This window comes from Aeromonas sp. RU39B, from assembly GCF_900156095.1.
GTDB lineage: Bacteria > Pseudomonadota > Gammaproteobacteria > Enterobacterales > Aeromonadaceae > Aeromonas.
This window is the reverse complement of the sequence record NZ_FTMJ01000002.1, coordinates 49,850-67,936: the sequence shown is the minus strand read 5'-3', so window position 1 is coordinate 67,936 and position 18,087 is coordinate 49,850. Positions and strand designations below refer to the sequence as shown.

Sequence of the window (18,087 nt, the reverse complement as noted above, 5' to 3'; positions counted from 1 at the left end):
ATGTCATCTTGACCCCGATGGTGGGTCTCTATACTAACTCCACTGTTTTCAGCCTGTTGGGGGCACTGTGTGTGAATTGAGCGAGGCCCGGCTGGCCCACTTTCGTCAACGTCTGGAAGAGAACTGGCATCGGCTGCGCGCCGATCTGGTAGCGCGCCTGGCGGCGGCCCAGTTGATTGAGTCCGGCCGCACTCCCGCCGAATCCGATGTCGAACAACTGGTGCAACTGGCTCGCCGGGTATTACCGGCCCAGTTCGAGCCGCAACTGGCCCAGCTGATCCACGTTGACGCAGCACTATGCCAGATGGAGCTTGGGCTCTATGGCCTGTGCTCCGACTGTGAAGAGCCGCTGGAGCTGGCCGCGTTGGAAAACGATCCTGCCACCCAGCGCTGTCCGCGCTGTGAGACGCGCTATCGCAAGGGTAACCATACCCGCGAGCTTTAATGTATAAAGGGATACCAGCAGGCCGACATCACGTCGGCCTGTTTCATTTCTACTACCCTTCGCCCCCCGCTTACGAGGTCAGCCCCTGCAGTGCCGCAACCAGTCGGCCAGTATGCTCACGAGCACGACGCTCGACCAACTCCTGCGTGTTATACACTCCCGGGATGTAGACCATGCCGTGACTCCACACTGGTGGCTGATACACCATACCGGTCAGATAGGCGAGTTGCTCCAGCGGTTTGAGCAGCTCAGCAATTGGGAAGTGGTTATAACCCAGCGGGGTATACGCCTCTTTCGGACCGCCGATGGTCAGGGAGAGCAGCAGCGGCTTACCCTTGAGCTTGTCCCCTTCCGGGCCATAGGCAAAATTGAACGTCAGCACCTCGTCGATCCACTTTTTCAGCAGCGCCGGCACCGAGTACCAGTAGAAGGGAAATTGCAGTACCACCACGTCGGCATCGAGCAAGGCTTGCTGCTCGGCAGCAACGTCGATGCGAAAATCAGGATAACGTTCATCAAGACGCCGCACCGTGATGGTATCGATGGCCTGCTCCAGCTCTGCGAGGATCACCCGGTTGGTGTAAGAGTGGGACAAATCGGGATGACCGGAAATAACCAGCACCTTGCTCATGATGCGTTCTCCTATGGAACCCAATTAAATGGACAGGCACCACTATAAAGAGGAAAACTGTTTATTTTTAGACGCAATTAATCAAAATGATTGTTAGCCATTAACTAACAGCTGCAGGATATTTGATGAGAGGCTCCACCTTCCACTGCCTGATGATCTTCCACTGTATCGTGCAGGAGGGCTCGATTCGGGCTGCCGCGAGACGCCTCGAGATGTCGGCACCCACCGTGAGCCTGGCCCTCAAACAGCTGGAGCAGACGGTGGGGCTGCCCCTGTTTCGCCGCACTACCCGCAGCATGGAGCTGACCGAAGCGGGCAGCCAGTTGCACAGCCAGACCGCGCACGTCATGTCGGCGCTCGACAGTGCCATGGATCAGGTCGGTCAGCATGGCCGCGCCCCAACCGGTAAGGTGCGCCTCACCCTGCCACGCTTCGTATTTCAACGCTTTGTGCAGCCGCTCTACGCCGGGTTTTGTCGGCAATACCCGGATATCGAGCTCGAGTTGCACCTCTCTGATGCCACGGTGGATATATTGCGCGAAGGGATCGATCTGGGCATTCGCTTGGGCGATCGCGTCGATGAAGGGATGGTGGCTCGACCCTTGAGTGGTCCGCTGCGTGAGGCGCTGTTTGCTTCGCCGGATTATCTGGCCGAACACGGCACGCCGACCACCCCTTCGGCGCTCAGCGCGCACCGGCTGATCCGCTACCGCTTTGTCACCGCCAACCGGCTGTCGCCGCTGCGTTTGGCTCTTGATGACAACATGCCCACACCCGACATGAGCACCGCGCTTATCGTCAACGATACCGATGCGATGATCGATGCCGCAATACAGGGGTTGGGGATTGGCAAGATGATCGAACCGGTCGCCGCGCCCCATCTGGCGGCAGGGACGCTACTGCCGGTGCTCGAACCTTACTGGGTGACCTATCCCGGGTTACATATCTATTACCAAAAGCAGAGTGCCCAGGCTGGCCGGGTACGCGCTCTGATTGACTATCTGCTGGCCCATCGCCTGCAGCCCTGAGATAAAACAGGGCGCTGTTGCGCCCCGTTTTCACTGTTTTTCCAGCAGATGCCCCACCAGCTCGTGGCGCCAGCCACACAGCAGGCTCGGCCGCTCCACGGTGGCGCGCTGCGCCTCGGGCAGGCGCCAGCTCCAGGTGAAGTATTGATGGATGATCTTCTTGCTGGCAATAAGCTCAGGCGGCACCCCGCTCTCTTTGGCCTTCTCCTCCACCAGTGCCTTGATGCGCTTGAGCTCGCTCTTGTACTGAGGGAAATCGACCAAGCGACGCACCCGATCCGGCCAGCTGTCCGGATTGCCAGACTGGGCACGGGCCACGATATCGAGCAGAGTTTTGCCGTGAATTTTGATCTCGATGGGCAGCAGACCCAGATCGCCGAGCTCGCGCAACGAGGTCGGACGGCTCTCGGCCACCTTGAACAGGCTCAGCTCCTTGATAACAAAGTTAACGGCCAGATCGCGGCGCACCGCCTCTTTTTGCCGCCAGGCAGCCAACTCACGCAGGATGGCAAGCTCACGGCGGCCAAGCAGCCAGGCGTTGCCGATGTCGAGATACGCCTGATAGGGATCACTGATGCTCAGTTTGCGCGCGCAGTGATTGCGGCACTCCTCTTCAAACCAGGCCAGCTTGCCACTCTGTGCAAGTCGCGCCATCACCTTCTGGTAAAGCGGTGCCAGATAGAACACATCTGCGGCGGCATAGTCGAGCTGGCGCGGGCTGAGCGGGCGGGCCAGCCAATCGGTACGCGCCTGATCTTTGACAAGCTCGACGCCGAGAAAGTCATTGACCAGCGCGCCAAATCCGACCGACACACCATAGCCAAGAAACGCGGCCGCGAGCTGGGTGTCGTGCATCTGGGCCGGCAGATGGCCGGCTTCATGCTGGATGAGCTCCAGATCTTCGCTCGACGCATGCAACACGCTGATGGTGCCGGGGCGAACCAGTCGATCCCACAGCGGACGCAGATTGACCGTCAGGGGATCAATCAGTGCCAGACTGGCGCCATCATAGATTTGAAACAGCCCAAGCTGGGGATAGTAGGTGCGGGTGCGCACGAATTCGGTGTCGATCGCCAAAGGCGCATCGGTAAGTCCGGCGAGGAACTGCTCCAGCGCCGCCTGATCACAAATGAATTGGTATTGCATGCTGTCGCCTTGTGGTGACAACCCCCGAAAACAACAGCGCCGTGGCACAAACCACGGCGCTTGAGCAGGCGGGGGCCTTGCTACTTACTGCTTGGCAAGCTCCTCGTCACGCAGTACGCGACGCAGGATTTTACCAACGTTGGTTTTGGGTAATTCGTCACGAAATTCTACCACTTTCGGTACTTTATAGGCAGTCAGATGTTTGCGGCAATGAATAATCACCTCATCTTCGGTCAGTGACTTGTCCTTGCGTACAACAAAGATTTTCACCACCTCGCCGGACACAGGGTTAGGCATGCCGATGGCCGCCACTTCCAGTACCTTGCCATGCATGGCAACGACGTCTTCGATTTCGTTCGGATAGACGTTAAAGCCCGAGACCAGAATCATGTCTTTCTTGCGATCGACAATTTTGAAAAAGCCCTGCTCGTCGCACACGGCGATATCACCGGTACAGAGCCACCCATCCTGAATCACCTCGGCGGTGGCTTCGGGACGCTGCCAGTAACCGACCATCACCTGCGGGCCGCGCACCTGCAGCTCACCCGGTTGGCCAATCTCAGTCACCACGTTGCCCGCATCATCCACCAGACGAATATCGGTAGAGCAGACCGGCAAGCCGATGGAGCCGTTGTAAGACTCAAGATCGTAGGGGCAGACGCTCACCAGCGGCGCGCACTCGGTCAGACCATAGCCTTCCAGCAGCGGGACACCGGCCAGCTTTTGCCACTTTTCGGCTACCGCTCTTTGCACCGCCATGCCACCACCGATGGTGAGCTTGAGGCGCTCAAAGTTGATGGCGTTGAACTCTTCATTGTTAATCAGGGCGTTAAAGAGCGTGTTAACCCCGGTAATGCAGGTAAAGGGGTAGCGCTTGATCTCTTTGACAAAGCCGGCGATGTCGCGGGGGTTGCTGATCAGCAGGTTGTAGCCACCCAGTTGCAGGAACAACAGGCAGTTTACCGTCAGCGCAAACACGTGATAGAGCGGCAGCGCCGTGACCACCAGCTCTTTGCCCGGGGTCAGGCGCGGGCCATAGACGCCGAGGCACTGCTCAACGTTGGCGATCATGTTGCGGTGGGTGAGCATGGCCCCCTTGGAGAGGCCGGTAGTGCCGCCGGTATATTGCAAAAACGCGATGTCACTACCGCGAATTTCCGGTTTCACATACTGAAGAAAACGGCCGCTCGAAAGCGCGTGGCGCATGGAGCTGGCGCCCGGCAGATGATACTTGGGGACCAGCTTTTTAACGTACTTGACCACGAAGTTAACCAAGGTGCCCTTGGCCAGCCCCAGATTATCGCCCATACGGGTCAGGATCACGTGCTTGACCGGCGTGTTGTAGACCACCTTCTCGAGGGTATGCGCAAAGTTGGAGACAATCACGATGGCTTTAGAGCCGGAGTCTTTGAGCTGATGCTCGAGCTCGCGCGGGGTGTAGAGCGGGTTGACGTTCACCACGGTGAGGCCCGCACGCAAAATACCGAACACGGCGATGGGGTATTGCAGCAGGTTGGGCATCATCACCGCCACGCGGTCGCCCTTCTCCAGCTTGAGATCATTTTGCAGGTAAGCGGCAAAGGCCCGGGACTGCTCTTCGAGACGACGATAGGTGATGGTTTCACCCATGTTGACGAAGGCCGGCAGGTCGGCAAATTTCGCCACCGACGCTTCAAACATCTCAACCAGAGAGCCGTACTTGTCTGGGTCGATCTCGGCGGGGACTCCTGCCGGATAGCGGTTCAGCCAGACTTTTTCCACGAGATTCTCCTGCATATAAAGAACTTGTGCGCTCACCTTGCCCCCTCCCAAATTAATCAACGAAGCGATGATTAAATCGCTCGTTTCGAGCTCAGACTCTAACGGAGAAGAATGTTGACACAATGCAACATGAATTAACAGCGAATTAACAGGACGCGCCGCACAAATTGACAATTCGATGAAATAGGGCTGGCATTCTAGCGAAGAGCGCAGAATTTTTCGATACAAAGGGCCGTGTCAGCGGGACTTTCCATGTGAAAATGGTGACCTCCCGCAATTTTTTCGCACCGCAGTTGCGAAATCGCAGCACGGCGCACATCCGCCGCCTCTCCCAGTTCGGGGAAACCATGGCTGCCGCGAATAAATAGCACGGGAGCGGTGATGGCATGCAGCAGCGCCAATGCCTGTCCTTCGCTCATCCGCAGCGGCGATTGTTCGCGTAACGCAGGATCGCTGCGCCACCCAAAGCGGCCATCCTGTTCCTTGAGATTGCGCTCAACAATCAAGGTGGCAGACGCCTCATCGAGATCGCCCACCTGACGGCGCGCCGCGACCGCCTGCGCCGCACTGGCAAAGCCCGGATGCTGACGCCGCGCCGTATTGAGACGCCGCTCCAGTACGCGGCGGATCTGTGCAGGAACTGTACTGTCCGGCTGGCTGAGCGGCCCTAATCCTTCGAGCAAGATGAGCCGCTCTACCCGTTCGGGAAAGACACCGGCATAGGCCGACGCGACCAGTGCCCCAAGCGAATGCCCGAGCAAGATAAAACGCGACCAGCCGGCAGCCACCGTGATGCGGTGCAGATCATCGACCCAATCGATAAACACATACGGTGAAGATTTGTGGCTCGAATGGCCATGGCCCGGCAGATCAAAGGCCACCAGCTGATAACCGTGCAGGTGTGCGGCCAACGGCCGGAAGCTCTCGCTGTTATCCAGCCAGCCGTGTAGCGCCACAATAAGCGGCGCCTGCGGATCGCCACTGGCTTGCCAGGCAATGGTGCGTCCATCGGCAAGGCGCAGCTCGCCGTGTCTCTCCCAGGCGTTCATCAGGGGCGGCGGCGCGGCCAATCGTCGTCAAAGCCGCCAAAAAAGGGGCGCACGTAACGAATTTCCACATCCTTCACCGGTGGCCAGAGCTTGCTCTTTTGCACCTTGATGACCGAGAACCGGTAGGAATGCTGATCAATCTTGCCATCGACCGTCTCGGCCAGCTGGCCCAAGACGCTGAGGGTGCGCCCCTTGGCATAGAGTGTGGGGTCGGCAAAACCGGCTACCAGCGCCAGGAACCGCCCCGGGCTGTGCTCCATCTGCTCTGGCGCACCATTGGCCTGAAGAGGCACCACCACCACTTCGATCACGCTCTGATCCGCTTCGTTACGTACACTGGCGATAATGCCGCTCCAGCGCGCCATGGCACCCGGTCGGTTCAGCGCCGGCGCATAGGGCAGCAAGGCCGATTCCGGCTGATAGGCCAGCTCGGGCGGCGCAGCAGCGCAGGCGCTGAGCAGACTCGCCAGCAGGAACCCGGCAACAAGACGAAGTACACGCGCAAACGACAAGGTGGTTGGCATCGGACTCTCCTTCATGGTGGGTATCACGCTGGTTTGTTGGCTACAGACCGATAGATTCAATGTGCGAAAAAGGCGCACCTGCGATTACTCGCGCCCCGGCAGTTTCTTCCAGGTCACCTTGTCGCGCAAGTACACCGGCGTCGCCGCCTCGACCGGCACGGCGTCACCTGCTTCCCACGCGGCCTTGGCCAGCGGGAGCATATCCTCTGCCATCGGCAGTTGCGCTCCACTGGCAACCACTTGCTGCTCTGCAAGGGTCAACACCTCGGCATAGGTGGTAAAGCCGGTCCCGATGCTATGCCAGCTGCCGGGCAGCGTCGCTTCGGCGGCTAACACCTGCGGAGCGATCACCCGCTCCTCGCCGGTTAACACCATCAGGCCATCGCGCATTTCATACTGGCCGACATACACTTCGTTCATGCGCGCATCGATGGCCGCCAGCACACGGGTCGCTCCATCCCGGCGCTGCGCCCCTTGCGCCATCGCGGCCAACGTAGAGATGCCGATCATCGGCTTGTCAGCCCCGAGCGCCAGGCCTTGCGCCACACCGATACCAATGCGCACCCCGGTAAACGAGCCGGGGCCGCGGCCAAAGGCGATGGCATCAAGATCTTCGAGGGTAATGCCGGCCTCATCGAGCAGCGATTGCACCATCGGCAGGATCTTGCGGGTGTGGTCGCGCGGCGCCTCTTCAAAACGGGAAAACACCTGCTCACCCATCAACAGGGCGGCCGAGCAGGCCTCGGTGGCAGTATCAACGGCCAGGATCTTCAACACGCTACATCCTCAACTTGGCTGGGAATCTGATTGAAAAAGTCGCCGAGCCGCGCCAACTCGCGGGTACGCGGAATGGCCGGCAGACTCTTGAGAAAGGTTGCGCCGTAAGCGCGGTTGACCAGACGCGGGTCGCAAATGACCAGCACGCCGTGATCCGAGCGATCACGGATCAGCCGCCCCACCCCCTGTTTCAGGGCAATCACCGCCTTGGGCAACTGGATATCGGAGAAAGGATCGCCACCGCGCAGCCGGCAATCCTCAACCCGGGCTTTAAGCAGCGGATCATCGGGCGAGGCAAACGGCAACTTGTCGATAATAACACAGGAGAGCGCTGCGCCGCGCACGTCGATCCCCTCCCAAAAACTGGCGGTGGCCACCAGCACGGCATGACCGTTTTCGACAAACGTCGCCAGCAGCCGGGACTTGCTGTCCTCCCCCTGCATCAGGATGGTCCGCCCGGCCTCGCGGCGCAGCACTTCGCTCACCTGACGCATGGCCTGATGGCTGGTGCAAAGGAAAAAGCAGCCGCCGGGGGTGCGGTTAATCAGCGGAATCATCATGTTTGCCAGCTGCTCGGCCCGGCCAAAGACGTTGGGCTCAGGCAGACACCGTGGTACACATAAACGGGCCTGGGCGCTGTAATCAAACGGACTATCGAGCACCAGCTCGGCACTGCCAGCGAGCCCCAACTCACTGGCAAAGTGGGCAAAATGGCCATCGACCGTCAGGGTGGCCGAGGTGAAAATCCAGCTCACCTCGGGGCGCAGCACCTCGGCGCCAAAACGCTCGGCCACCGACAGCGGCGTGAGATTGAGCGAAAAGTGCAGGCGGCTGCACTCAAACCAGTAAGAGCAGCCGGTTTGATTAAGTGCCAGCACCTCACCAAGGCGCCCCTTTATCTCGCTCACCCGCTCAAAACATTGATCCAGCCGCTCCCCGCGACCAAGCGCCAGTTTCAGCACGTCATAACACAGAGTGAGCGCATCGGTGAGGCGAGCCAGCGCCTGTCCCCAATAACTGTTTTTGATCATGTCGCGGGTGTTGCCGCGCCCGCTCTCGATGCCAAAGGCGAGCCGCAGATCCTGACTGGCAATCTGCAGGCGATCGGCCGCCTTGCCAAGCTGGGCCATGTCCTGCGCTTCACTGCGATAGGCCAGTTGAATATCCTGCGCCAAGTCTTGCAGGGAGCGGCTCGAAACCGACTTGCCAAAATAGCCGGTGGCAATCTCGGGCAGCTGGTGCGCTTCGTCAAAAACATACACCTGGGCTTCGGGCACCAACTCACCAAATCCGGTGTCTTTCACCGCAAGATCGGCGAAAAAGAGGTGATGATTGATCACGACCACCTGAGCATCCATGGCCCGGCGGCGAGCCACCACCAAATGGCAATCATCGTAATAGGGGCAATCGCGCCCCAGGCAGTTGTCGTTGGTGCTGGTGATGTGCGCCAGGATTTCTGCGTTCTCCTGCAAGCCCGGAATATCCCCCACATCGCCGGTGGTGGTGGTGCCGGACCAGGAGCGGACCTTGACCAAATCGGCCAATACTTCGGCCTTTTGCAGGTGCGACTCGCTCATCAGGTTGTGCAGGCGCTCAAGGCAGAGGTAGTTGCTGCGCCCTTTGAGTAGCGCGACCGGACGGGCGTAATCAAGCGCCCCGATGATGGTCGGTAAATCCCGGTGATAGAGCTGCTCTTGCAGGTTCTTCGAGCCTGTGCTGATAACGATGCGCTGGCCCGAGGCCAGGGCTGGCACCAGATAAGCGTAGGTTTTGCCGGTCCCGGTGCCCGCCTCAACCAGCAGACGGCCGTGGGCGCCAATTGCCTGCTCGACGGCGCGAGCCATCTCCAGCTGGGGAGCGCGAGCAACAAAACCGTCGATATGACGAGACAGGGCGCCATCGGGGGCAAACAGGGTGTGAACAGACATCAGGTGCGGGCGTCGTGACCAAAAGCCCGAGTATACCAAAAGCGAGCGTCAGACGAAGAGGTCAATCTGGTGCGGAGGATCTTCCGGCACTTCCCCTTCGGTGGGCTGGTGTGGGGGACGCACCTGCGGCTTGGCTTGCTGCTTGCTCTGCTCACGGCTATCGGGGCTGCTCGGGTCAATACGCGGTTTCTTGGCAATGGCCCGCACGTCCCGCGGCACTGTATCAGAGCCGGGCGCGGCGGGGGCACGAGGCAAGATGGAGTAGATGAGATCCTGATTGGCCATTTTGCGCTCCTGGCAGCACTGCCTGTCTCTATCAATCATGGTTGATGATTTATCGACCGGCCGCCTGCGAACTTGACCTTGTAGTTTTATTTCATACGGGGGTTGCAATTTCGCTCCAGATGGGTAATTTAAAACCACATCGGCGTCTAAGAAGACGGCCACCTGTTTGTTAAGTGAGAGAACACCATGTCCACCCTGCTGAAAGCTCATCATCACCACCACCATCATCCCGAATAGTCTTTCAGGAGGTTGGCTGCTGGAAGACCGATACTGGTGACTTCCACAGGCCCTCGATCAGCAGACCCTCGGAAGCACCGCTTCCGAGGGTTTTTTGTTTTTAGTTAAAGGAAAATTGAGCAATGGAAACACAACGTCTGCGTATCGCAATGCAAAAGTCCGGCCGTCTTAGCCAGGATTCCCAAGCCCTGCTCAAAAGCTGCGGCCTCAAGATCAACCTGCTCGAGCAGCGGCTGATTGCCCACGTCGAAAACATGCCCATCGACATTCTGCGCGTACGTGACGACGACATCCCGGGTCTGGTGATGGATGGCGTGGTGGACCTTGGCATCATCGGTGAAAACGTGCTGGAAGAAGAGCAGCTGCGCCGTCAGGCTCTGGGACTGGCCGCCGAGGTCAAAACCCTCAAGCAGCTCGACTTCGGAGGCTGCCGCCTGTCGCTGGCAGTGCCGCGCGAGCTCGATTACACCGGCGCCGAGTGCCTTGCCGACAAGCGTATCGCCACCTCCTACCCCGGCTTGCTCAAGCGCTTTTTTGCCGAGCGTGGCCTGCCGTTCAAAAGCGTGATGCTGGGCGGCTCGGTGGAAGTGGCCCCGCGCGCCGGTCTTGCCGATGCCATCTGCGATCTGGTCTCAACAGGCGCTACGCTCGAAGCTAACGGTCTGAAAGAGGTGGAAGTTATCTACCGCTCCAAGGCCGTGCTGATCCAGGCCGCCCAACCCCTTGAGAGCAGCAAGCAGCAGCTGATCGACAAGCTGATGCCGCGCATTCAAGGCATGTTGCAGGCGCGTGAGAGCAAATACATCATGCTGCACGCTCCGAAAGAGAAGCTTGAGGCGATCACCTCCCTGCTGCCGGGCGCCGAGCACCCGACCATCATGCAGCTGGCTGGCGACACCAATCAGGTCGCCCTGCATGTGGTCTCTAGCGAAACCCTGTTCTGGGAAACCATGGAGCGCCTCAAGGCCCTCGGTGCCAGCTCGATTCTGGTGCTGCCCATCGAGAAGATGATGGAGTAAGGCGATGAAAACCTGCGACTGGAACATCCTCTCTTTAGCCGAGCAGCGCAGCCTGCTCGAGCGCCCGGCACTGGCCAACGCCGAATCGCTGGCCACGACCGTGAGCGGCATCATTGCTCAGGTGCGCCGCGACGGTGATGCAGCGCTGCGCGAGTTGTCGCGCCGCTTCGAGCGGGCACCGCGTGAAACACTGCGCATCAGCGAGCAAGAGTTCGCTGCCGCCGATGCGCGCCTAGGCGATGAGATCAAATCTGCCATTCGCCAGGCGATCGGCAATATCCGCACCTTCCACGCCGCCCAGGCGCAGCCGGTGCTGCGCGTGGAAACCCAACCGGGGGTAGTGTGCGAGCTGCGCACTCAACCGATTGCCCGGGTTGGCCTTTATGTGCCGGGCGGCAGCGCGCCGCTCCCCTCGACTGTGATGATGCTGGCGATTCCGGCCGCCATCGCCGGTTGCCGCGAGGTGGTGCTGTGCACCCCCTCCCCAGCCAGTGACGAGATCCTGTTTGCCGCCCGAGCTTGCGGCGTGGAGAAGGTGTTCGCCATCGGCGGCGCCCAAGCTATTGCCGCCATGGCCTATGGCACCGAGAGCATTCCCAAGGTTGACAAGATCTTTGGCCCGGGCAACAGCTATGTGACCGAAGCCAAGCGTCAGGTCAGCCAGGATGTGCGCGGCGCCGCCATTGACATGCCCGCCGGCCCCTCCGAGGTGTTGGTGATTGCCGATGAGACCGCCAACCCGGCCTTTATTGCCGCTGACCTGCTCTCCCAGGCCGAGCACGGCCCGGACAGCCAGGTGGTGCTGGTGACCGACAGCCAGACACTGGCGGCCAGGGTCAAAGAAGAGGTCGAGCGTCAGCTGGCGCAACTGGCGCGACGCGACATCGCCGCCAAGGCGCTCGAAAGCAGCCTGATTTTGCTGTGTGCCAACATTGATGAAGCCTGCGCCATCTCCAACATCTATGCCCCCGAGCACCTGATTGTGCAGACCCGCGATCCACGCGCCCTGCTCGGTCAGCTGGAAAACGCCGGCTCCATCTTCCTCGGCCCCTGGACGCCGGAGTCGGTAGGCGATTACGCCAGTGGCACCAACCACACCCTGCCGACCTATGGCTATGCGCGTACCTGCTCGAGCTTGGGACTGGCCGACTACCAGCGCCGCTACACGGTGCAGGAGCTGACAGCGGACGGGCTCAAAGGGCTGGGACCGATTGTCGAGCGCATCGCCGAGTCGGAAGGACTGGGCGCCCACAAAAATGCCGTGACCCTGCGTTTGAACGCACTGAACTGATAAAAGGACGTCTCATGAGTATCAAGGATCTGGCCCGGCGCGCGGTGCGTGCACTTACTCCCTACCAGTCAGCGCGCCGCATTGGCGGCAAGGGGCACGTCTGGCTCAATGCCAACGAGGCACCGCTTGCCTACCCGTTTACCATCAGTGCCGATCGCCTCAACCGCTATCCCGAGTGCCAACCGCCGCAGGTGGTCGACTCTTACGCCGCCTATGCCGGCGTCAATGCCGATCAGGTACTGGTCAGCCGTGGCGCCGATGAGGCCATCGAGCTGGTCATTCGCACCTTTTGCGAAGCCGGCCAGGATCAGGTGATGATCTGCCCGCCCACCTATGGCATGTACGCCATCAGCGCCGAAACCTGTGGGGTGGGAATTGTCGAAGTGCCGCTCACCACGCGCCGCCAGCCTGACTGGGGCGAAATCAAGAGCCGCCTGTCAGACGTCAAGGTGGTGTTTCTCTGTTCCCCCAACAATCCGACCGGCGATCTGGTCGGCCGCGACGGGTTGATTGATCTGCTGGAAACCGCCGACAGCCGCGCACTGATTGTGGTGGACGAGGCCTATATCGAGTTCTGCCCCGAGGCGAGCGTGGTCGATTTGCTTGCCCGCTACCCCAACCTGATTGTCACCCGGACCCTCTCCAAGGCGTTTGCCCTGGCCGGGATCCGCTGTGGCTTTACCCTGGCCAGCGCCGAGATCATCAGCCTGCTGGCCAAGGTGATTGCCCCCTACCCCATCCCGGATCCGGTGGCGCAGATTGCCAAGCAGGCGCTTTCGAAAGATGGCATGGCCCTGATGCAGGAGCGGGTGCGCGAGCTCAACGCCCAGAAAGCTCGCCTTAAGGCTGAACTCAAAACGCTGCCGTGCGTGCGCGAAATCTTCGAAGACAAGGGCAACTTTGTGCTGGTGCGCTTTACCGATGGCGCCCGCGTCTTTGCGGCCATGAAAGAGTCCGGCATCATACTGCGTGATTTTTCCAACAAGCCAACCCTGGCCGACTCGGTGCGTATCACCATCGGTTATCAGGGCGAAATGGACGCCGTGCTCACCGTGCTGCGCGATATCAGGTAAGGAGACCTTATGAGCACACCGTTTCTTTTTATCGACCGTGACGGCACCCTGATTGAAGAGCCGGTCACCGACAAGCAGGTAGACCGTCTCGACAAGCTGCGCTTTGAGCCCATGGTGATCCCGGTTTTGCGCGAATTGCAGGCCGCCGGATTTACCCTGGTGATGGTGACCAATCAGGATGGGCTGGGCACCGCGAGCCTGCCGCTTGAAAATTTCCAGCCGCCGCATGATCTGATGATGCATCTGTTTGAATCACAAGGTGTTAACTGGGAGAAGGTGCTGATCTGTCCGCACTTCCCGGGCGATGGCTGCAGCTGCCGCAAGCCGCACCTCGGGCTGGTCAAGGAGTACCTGGCTTCCGGTCGTATCGACTACAGCCGCTCGTTTGTGATTGGCGATCGTCAAACTGACATCCAACTGGCCGACAACATGGGCATTACCGGGCTTCGCTACCACCCGACCGAGAACAACTGGCTGGCGATTCGTGACCAGCTGCTCGGCTGCGGCCGCAAGGCTGAAGTGGTGCGCAATACCAAAGAGACCCGCATCCGCATCGCGGTGGATCTCGACCGCGCCGGTGGCAACCGCATCAATACCGGGCTCGGCTTTTTTGATCACATGCTCGACCAGATTGCCACCCACTCCGGTATCCAGATGGAGGTTGAGGTGAGCGGCGATCTGCACATCGATGATCACCACACGGTGGAAGACACCGGCATCGCGCTCGGTCAGGCGCTGAAAATGGCGCTCGGCAACAAGCGCGGCATTGGCCGGTTCGGCTTTGTGCTGGCCATGGATGAGGTGCAAGCCGTGATCGACGCCCGCCCGCTCACCGAGCAAGAGGTCGGCACCGCCATGGATTTGAGCGGTCGTCCCTACTTTGTGTTTGATTGCCCGAGTGGGTTTGGCCGCGATCAGGTCGGTGAGCTGGCTACCGAAATGGTGCCGCACTTCTTTCGCTCGCTCTCCGATGCCATGGCCATCACCTTGCAGATGAAGGTCGGTAGCGGCAACACCCACCATCAGGTCGAGGCGCTGTTCAAGGGCTTTGGCCGTGCGCTGCGCCAGGCAGTGCGGATCGAGGGCACTGATCTCCCCTCGAGCAAAGGAGTGCTGTAAATGAAGCTGGTGATTATCGACACGGGCTGCGCCAACCTGGCATCGGTGCGGATGGCATTCGAGCGGCTGGGGGTCAACCCCGTCGTCAGCCGTGAGGCGAGCGTGATTGAGTCGGCCGATAAGCTGATCCTGCCGGGTGTCGGCACGGCGGTGGCCGCCATGAAAAATCTCAATGAGCGCGCGCTGGTGCCGCTTATTCGCGCCGCCAAACAGCCGTTACTCGGCTTTTGCCTCGGCATGCAGATGCTGGCCGAAGCCTCCGAAGAGAGCATGAATGATGATCCCGAGATTAGCTGTCTGGGCATTATTCCGGGCAAGATCCGCTTGATGCAGGTGGGCGATCTGCGCTTGCCACACATGGGCTGGAACCAGATTTGGCACGACGAGACCCACCCGCTGCTCAAAGGTATCCCAAGTGGCAGCCACTTCTATTTCGTCCACTCCTACGCCCTTGAGGTGACGGATGCGACCCTGGCCACCTGCGATTACGGTGCTCCCTTTACCGCCATTGCCGGCAAAGAGAACTTCTTCGGTGCCCAGTTCCACCCCGAGCGCTCCGGCGCCGTGGGTGCCCGCCTTCTGCAAAACTTTCTGGAGCTGTGACTGGCATGATTATTCCGGCAATTGATTTGATTAACGGCCAGGTGGTGCGTCTTTATCAGGGCGACTACGGCCAGAAAACCGAATACTCCAGCGATCCGCAGGGGCGCTTTGACGACTATGTGGCGCAAGGTGCCACCCAGCTGCATCTGGTCGATCTGGATGGCGCCAAGAACACCACGGCCCGTCAACTGGCCTTGATTGGCCAGCTTCTCAGCCACACCGCCGCTCCGGTGCAAGTCGGTGGCGGTGTGCGTAGCGAGCAAGACGTGGCTGATCTGCTGGCCGCCGGCGCCAACCGGGTGGTGGTGGGCTCCACGGCGGTCAAACACCCGGCCATTGTGATGGGCTGGATGGAGAAATATGGCCCAGAGCGCATCGTGCTGGCGCTGGATGTCAACATCGGCGCCGACGGTGTGCGCCGCATTGCAGTGGCCGGCTGGCAAGAAGAGAGCGACACCACCATCGAGTCACTCATCGAAACCTTCCTGCCGGCAGGGCTCAAGCATGTGCTCTGTACCGACATCAGCCGCGACGGTACCCTGCAAGGCACCAACGTGGCCCTCTACCGGGATCTCTGTGCCCGTTTTCCGTCCGTCGCCTTCCAGGCCTCCGGTGGCATCGGCTCGCTGGCCGACATTGAGGCGCTCAAAGGCTCTGGCGTGGGCGGCATCATTCTGGGCCGGGCCCTGCTCGAGGGAAAATTTAGCGTGGCCGAGGCAATTGCCTGCTGGGCCGAACAGGAGGTGCGCTGATGCTGGCACGTCGCATTATTCCCTGTCTGGACGTCAAAGATGGCGTGGTGGTCAAGGGGGTTCAGTTTCGTAACCACGAGGTGATGGGCAATATCGTCGATCTGGCGCGCCGTTATGCCGCCGAAGGGGCCGATGAGCTGGTGTTTTATGACATCACCGCCTCGAGTGACAGTCGCGTGGTCGATAAAAGCTGGGTCAGCCGGGTCGCCGAGGTGATTGACATCCCCTTCTGCGTCGCTGGCGGCATCAAGAGTGTGGAAGACGCGCGCCAGGTGCTTGAGTTTGGTGCCGACAAGGTCTCTGTCAACTCGCCGGCGCTGGCCGACCCGACCCTGATCACCCGTCTGGCCGAACGCTTTGGCGTGCAGTGTGTGGTGGTGGGGATCGACTCATACTTCGATGCCGCCACCGGTCACTATCAGGTCAAGCAATTTACCGGTGACGAGAGCCGCACCCTGACCACTCGCTGGACCACCCCCGAGTGGGTGCAGGAAGTGCAGCGCCGTGGCGCAGGAGAAATTGTGCTCAACGTCATGAACCAGGACGGCATGCGACAAGGCTATGACATTGCCCAGCTCAAGGCCGTGCGCGCCTTGTGCAAGGTACCGCTGATTGCCTCGGGCGGCGCCGGTGCCATGGAGCACTTTCGCGATGCCTTCGTGGATGCGGACGTAGACGGCGCACTGGCCGCTTCCGTGTTTCACAAGGGGATCATCCCCATTCCCGAACTCAAAGCCTGGCTGAGCAGTCAGGGCATCGCCATTCGCAGTTAGGAGCCTTCTGATGACTATTTCCTTTGATATCGACAGCCTGGACTGGGCCAAGTGCGATGATCTTATTCCCGCCATCGTGCAGCACGAGCGCAGCGGCCAAGTGCTGATGCAGGGCTTTATGAATCGCGCGGCGCTGGAAAAGAGCCTCGCCACCGGCCAGGTCACCTTTTTTAGCCGCAGCAAGCAGCGCCTGTGGACCAAGGGTGAAAGCTCGGGCCATGTGCTGCATCTCAAAGCCATTACCACCGATTGCGACCGTGACAGCCTGCTGGTAGCCGCCTTGCCGGTAGGGCCGACTTGCCACAATGGCACCACCTCCTGCTTTGATGGTCATCCACTGCCGCCGCTCGGCTTTCTGGCCGAACTCGAGCAGGTGTTGGCGGGGCGTAAAGGCGCCGATCCAGAGACCAGCTACACCGCCCGTCTCTATGGCAAGGGCACCAAGCGCATTGCCCAGAAAGTGGGCGAAGAGGGGGTAGAAGTGGCCCTGGCGGCCATGGCCAAAGATCGGGAAGAGCTTATCAACGAGTCAGCCGATCTGCTCTATCACCTGACAGTGCTGCTGCAAAACGAGGGGCTGGAGCTTCACGATGTGGTGCAGCGCCTCTATGAGCGCCATCAGAAATGATAAAAACGGGCCGCACGGCCCGTTTTCATTGAAGAGGCCGCGCCGCTAACTGCGCGCCCCGATAGTCACCAAAGCCCCGGACATCCAGCAGTAGATCGCCCAAAGGGCCGCTTAACCTCACCCATCCCCCCTCTAACGCAGCCAGCAGCGCGCCCGGGTTGCAAAACAGCCACAGGCACTCAGTCTGTGACCAGTGATAGGCGATTGCCAACTGCGGTATGCCATTGATCAGCAGGCAGTCGGATTGATACGGCGGACAGGCTGGTAGCGGTGATAACAAGGTCTCTTCATGTCGGTAAAGGGCCAGCAGGACACTTCCTGCTGCCGTCACGACAAATGATGCGACGCCCTGGTTCAATTCGGCAACAGACAGCAGATCCACCCCGCCAATATGGCGTTGCAGCATCCAGAGTGAAGGGGTGGAGTGCGAGAAGCGATTGATCCAGCGTGCAGAGCACCACATGAAGAGCGAGGCAAATAATCCCAGAACCAGAATTTTTGCAGGCACTCATGCTCCTTAATGGATCACGATAAAAATCCGTCGGCCCGTCCCTGGGCCTTCGGAAAAGGGGGCCAACTTAATACGGTGTGACACCGAACCGGTTGGGCATTTCATTTCCCTTCTGGATTTTGAAAAACAGAACAATCAATTGACCAATGATGGGCAACAGACCAAGCAACAGAAGCCAACCACTGCGATTCGTGTCATGCAGACGGCGCACGCTCAATGCAATACCGGGAATAAGAATAAAAAGACCATAGACAGCCTGTACTTCAAGCTTATGACCAATATAGGCACCGATAAATGTCAACACTGCAAAAATAACAGCATTGATAATCATGAACATCCAGTATTCTTGGCGAGAAGCCCGTCCTTTAAAATCAGCATAGTGTTGAATGGCACGAAGATACCAGTTCATAGCAAGCTCCTAACTCTCTTTAGGGAATGGAATTCATATTTTTGAATTCATTAATTGAAATGCCACACACTTCGTGACAGCTTCAATATAGTTTCTCG

Annotated in this window: 20 protein-coding genes and 1 other annotated feature; of the genes, 10 read left to right on the top strand and 10 right to left on the bottom strand. The window is 59.6% G+C overall.

What is annotated here, in order from left to right; genetic code table 11:
* Positions 1–76 precede the first annotated feature (76 nt).
* The gene (locus tag BW958_RS03145) at positions 77–445 is read left to right on the top strand and encodes a TraR/DksA family transcriptional regulator (protein WP_076574266.1); all 369 of its coding nucleotides are present in this window, start codon (positions 77–79) and stop codon (positions 443–445) included.
* A gap of 70 nt (positions 446–515) precedes the next feature.
* On the opposite strand, the gene BW958_RS03140 is transcribed toward BW958_RS03145, so the two are convergent.
* Positions 516–1,076, bottom strand: a complete 561-nt coding sequence (locus BW958_RS03140; RefSeq protein ID WP_076574265.1) for an NAD(P)H-dependent oxidoreductase — start codon at positions 1,074–1,076, stop codon at positions 516–518.
* A 125-nt stretch (positions 1,077–1,201) separates the two neighbouring features.
* Here BW958_RS03140 and BW958_RS03135 point away from each other — a divergent pair, with 125 nt between their 5' ends.
* Positions 1,202–2,104, top strand: coding sequence for a LysR family transcriptional regulator (locus BW958_RS03135; RefSeq protein WP_076574263.1), 903 nt, complete (start codon positions 1,202–1,204; stop codon positions 2,102–2,104).
* A 30-nt stretch (positions 2,105–2,134) separates the two neighbouring features.
* On the opposite strand, the gene rnd is transcribed toward BW958_RS03135, so the two are convergent.
* From rnd to BW958_RS03100, 7 genes are all read right to left on the bottom strand, one after another.
* A complete protein-coding gene (gene rnd / locus BW958_RS03130) occupies positions 2,135–3,250 on the bottom strand; it encodes a ribonuclease D (RefSeq protein WP_076574261.1) in 1,116 nt (371 codons plus the stop codon).
* 84 nt (positions 3,251–3,334) lie between these two features.
* Complete coding sequence (gene fadD / locus BW958_RS03125) at positions 3,335–5,011, bottom strand: long-chain-fatty-acid--CoA ligase FadD (protein ID WP_143232999.1); 1,677 nt, start codon at positions 5,009–5,011, stop codon at positions 3,335–3,337.
* Between the two features lie 197 nt (positions 5,012–5,208).
* A complete protein-coding gene (locus BW958_RS03120; protein WP_076574662.1) occupies positions 5,209–6,060 on the bottom strand; it encodes an alpha/beta fold hydrolase in 852 nt (283 codons plus the stop codon).
* Complete coding sequence (locus BW958_RS03115) at positions 6,060–6,584, bottom strand: Slp/YeaY family lipoprotein (protein ID WP_083687223.1); 525 nt, start codon at positions 6,582–6,584, stop codon at positions 6,060–6,062. Before BW958_RS03115 ends, BW958_RS03120 begins: the two co-directional genes overlap by 1 nt.
* Positions 6,585–6,668: 84 nt before the next feature.
* Positions 6,669–7,358, bottom strand: a complete 690-nt coding sequence (gene tsaB / locus BW958_RS03110; RefSeq protein ID WP_076574660.1) for a tRNA (adenosine(37)-N6)-threonylcarbamoyltransferase complex dimerization subunit type 1 TsaB — start codon at positions 7,356–7,358, stop codon at positions 6,669–6,671.
* Positions 7,355–9,289, bottom strand: coding sequence for a DNA repair helicase YoaA (locus tag BW958_RS03105; RefSeq protein ID WP_076574257.1), 1,935 nt, complete (start codon positions 9,287–9,289; stop codon positions 7,355–7,357). Before BW958_RS03105 ends, tsaB begins: the two co-directional genes overlap by 4 nt.
* A 48-nt stretch (positions 9,290–9,337) precedes the next feature.
* Positions 9,338–9,574, bottom strand: coding sequence for a hypothetical protein (locus BW958_RS03100; RefSeq protein ID WP_076574255.1), 237 nt, complete (start codon positions 9,572–9,574; stop codon positions 9,338–9,340).
* 212 nt (positions 9,575–9,786) lie between these two features.
* Positions 9,787–9,910, top strand: a sequence feature (His leader region).
* Between the two features lie 23 nt (positions 9,911–9,933).
* Here BW958_RS03100 and hisG point away from each other — a divergent pair.
* The 8 genes from hisG to hisIE are packed head-to-tail and all read left to right on the top strand — an operon-like array spanning position 9,934 to position 17,069.
* Positions 9,934–10,830, top strand: a complete 897-nt coding sequence (gene hisG / locus BW958_RS03095; RefSeq protein ID WP_076574253.1) for an ATP phosphoribosyltransferase — start codon at positions 9,934–9,936, stop codon at positions 10,828–10,830.
* A gap of 4 nt (positions 10,831–10,834) precedes the next feature.
* Positions 10,835–12,121 carry a histidinol dehydrogenase gene (gene hisD, locus BW958_RS03090; protein WP_076574251.1) on the top strand — a complete coding sequence of 429 codons (1,287 nt, stop codon included), beginning with the start codon at positions 10,835–10,837 and terminating at the stop codon, positions 12,119–12,121.
* Between the two features lie 14 nt (positions 12,122–12,135).
* On the top strand, positions 12,136–13,194 hold the full coding sequence (gene hisC / locus BW958_RS03085) for a histidinol-phosphate transaminase (RefSeq protein WP_076574249.1): 1,059 nt from the start codon (positions 12,136–12,138) through the stop codon (positions 13,192–13,194).
* A gap of 9 nt (positions 13,195–13,203) precedes the next feature.
* Positions 13,204–14,313, top strand: coding sequence for a bifunctional histidinol-phosphatase/imidazoleglycerol-phosphate dehydratase HisB (gene hisB / locus BW958_RS03080; RefSeq protein WP_076574247.1), 1,110 nt, complete (start codon positions 13,204–13,206; stop codon positions 14,311–14,313).
* Positions 14,314–14,916: an imidazole glycerol phosphate synthase subunit HisH gene (hisH, locus tag BW958_RS03075; protein ID WP_076574245.1), complete on the top strand. Its 603-nt coding sequence runs from the start codon at positions 14,314–14,316 to the stop codon at positions 14,914–14,916.
* 5 nt (positions 14,917–14,921) lie between these two features.
* The gene (hisA, locus tag BW958_RS03070; protein WP_076574243.1) at positions 14,922–15,668 is read left to right on the top strand and encodes a 1-(5-phosphoribosyl)-5-[(5-phosphoribosylamino)methylideneamino]imidazole-4-carboxamide isomerase; all 747 of its coding nucleotides are present in this window, start codon (positions 14,922–14,924) and stop codon (positions 15,666–15,668) included.
* Positions 15,668–16,441: an imidazole glycerol phosphate synthase subunit HisF gene (gene hisF, locus BW958_RS03065; protein WP_076574242.1), complete on the top strand. Its 774-nt coding sequence runs from the start codon at positions 15,668–15,670 to the stop codon at positions 16,439–16,441. The genes hisA and hisF overlap by 1 nt, the downstream gene beginning before the upstream one ends.
* A 10-nt stretch (positions 16,442–16,451) precedes the next feature.
* Positions 16,452–17,069: a bifunctional phosphoribosyl-AMP cyclohydrolase/phosphoribosyl-ATP diphosphatase HisIE gene (gene hisIE, locus BW958_RS03060; protein WP_076574240.1), complete on the top strand. Its 618-nt coding sequence runs from the start codon at positions 16,452–16,454 to the stop codon at positions 17,067–17,069.
* A 25-nt stretch (positions 17,070–17,094) separates the two neighbouring features.
* Here hisIE and BW958_RS03055 read toward each other — a convergent pair whose 3' ends face one another.
* Together BW958_RS03055 and BW958_RS03050 are read right to left on the bottom strand one after the other, a co-directional pair.
* A complete protein-coding gene (locus tag BW958_RS03055; protein ID WP_076574238.1) occupies positions 17,095–17,577 on the bottom strand; it encodes a hypothetical protein in 483 nt (160 codons plus the stop codon).
* 70 nt (positions 17,578–17,647) lie between these two features.
* Entirely contained in the window at positions 17,648–17,989 is a 342-nt protein-coding gene (locus BW958_RS03050) for a DUF805 domain-containing protein (protein ID WP_076574236.1), read from the bottom strand.
* Positions 17,990–18,087 lie beyond the last annotated feature (98 nt).

Coding starts and splice junctions, on each gene's coding strand:
- BW958_RS03140 (WP_076574265.1), bottom strand. CDS start 1,076: ATGAGCAAGGTGCTGGTTATTTCCGGTCATCCCGATTTGTCCCACTCT.
- BW958_RS03135 (WP_076574263.1), top strand. CDS start 1,202: ATGAGAGGCTCCACCTTCCACTGCCTGATGATCTTCCACTGTATCGTG.
- rnd (WP_076574261.1), bottom strand. CDS start 3,250: ATGCAATACCAATTCATTTGTGATCAGGCGGCGCTGGAGCAGTTCCTC.
- BW958_RS03120 (WP_076574662.1), bottom strand. CDS start 6,060: ATGAACGCCTGGGAGAGACACGGCGAGCTGCGCCTTGCCGATGGACGC.
- BW958_RS03115 (WP_083687223.1), bottom strand. CDS start 6,584: ATGCCAACCACCTTGTCGTTTGCGCGTGTACTTCGTCTTGTTGCCGGG.
- BW958_RS03105 (WP_076574257.1), bottom strand. CDS start 9,289: ATGTCTGTTCACACCCTGTTTGCCCCCGATGGCGCCCTGTCTCGTCAT.
- BW958_RS03100 (WP_076574255.1), bottom strand. CDS start 9,574: ATGGCCAATCAGGATCTCATCTACTCCATCTTGCCTCGTGCCCCCGCC.
- hisG (WP_076574253.1), top strand. CDS start 9,934: ATGGAAACACAACGTCTGCGTATCGCAATGCAAAAGTCCGGCCGTCTT.
- hisD (WP_076574251.1), top strand. CDS start 10,835: ATGAAAACCTGCGACTGGAACATCCTCTCTTTAGCCGAGCAGCGCAGC.
- hisC (WP_076574249.1), top strand. CDS start 12,136: ATGAGTATCAAGGATCTGGCCCGGCGCGCGGTGCGTGCACTTACTCCC.
- hisB (WP_076574247.1), top strand. CDS start 13,204: ATGAGCACACCGTTTCTTTTTATCGACCGTGACGGCACCCTGATTGAA.
- hisH (WP_076574245.1), top strand. CDS start 14,314: ATGAAGCTGGTGATTATCGACACGGGCTGCGCCAACCTGGCATCGGTG.
- hisA (WP_076574243.1), top strand. CDS start 14,922: ATGATTATTCCGGCAATTGATTTGATTAACGGCCAGGTGGTGCGTCTT.
- hisF (WP_076574242.1), top strand. CDS start 15,668: ATGCTGGCACGTCGCATTATTCCCTGTCTGGACGTCAAAGATGGCGTG.
- hisIE (WP_076574240.1), top strand. CDS start 16,452: ATGACTATTTCCTTTGATATCGACAGCCTGGACTGGGCCAAGTGCGAT.
- BW958_RS03050 (WP_076574236.1), bottom strand. CDS start 17,989: ATGAACTGGTATCTTCGTGCCATTCAACACTATGCTGATTTTAAAGGA.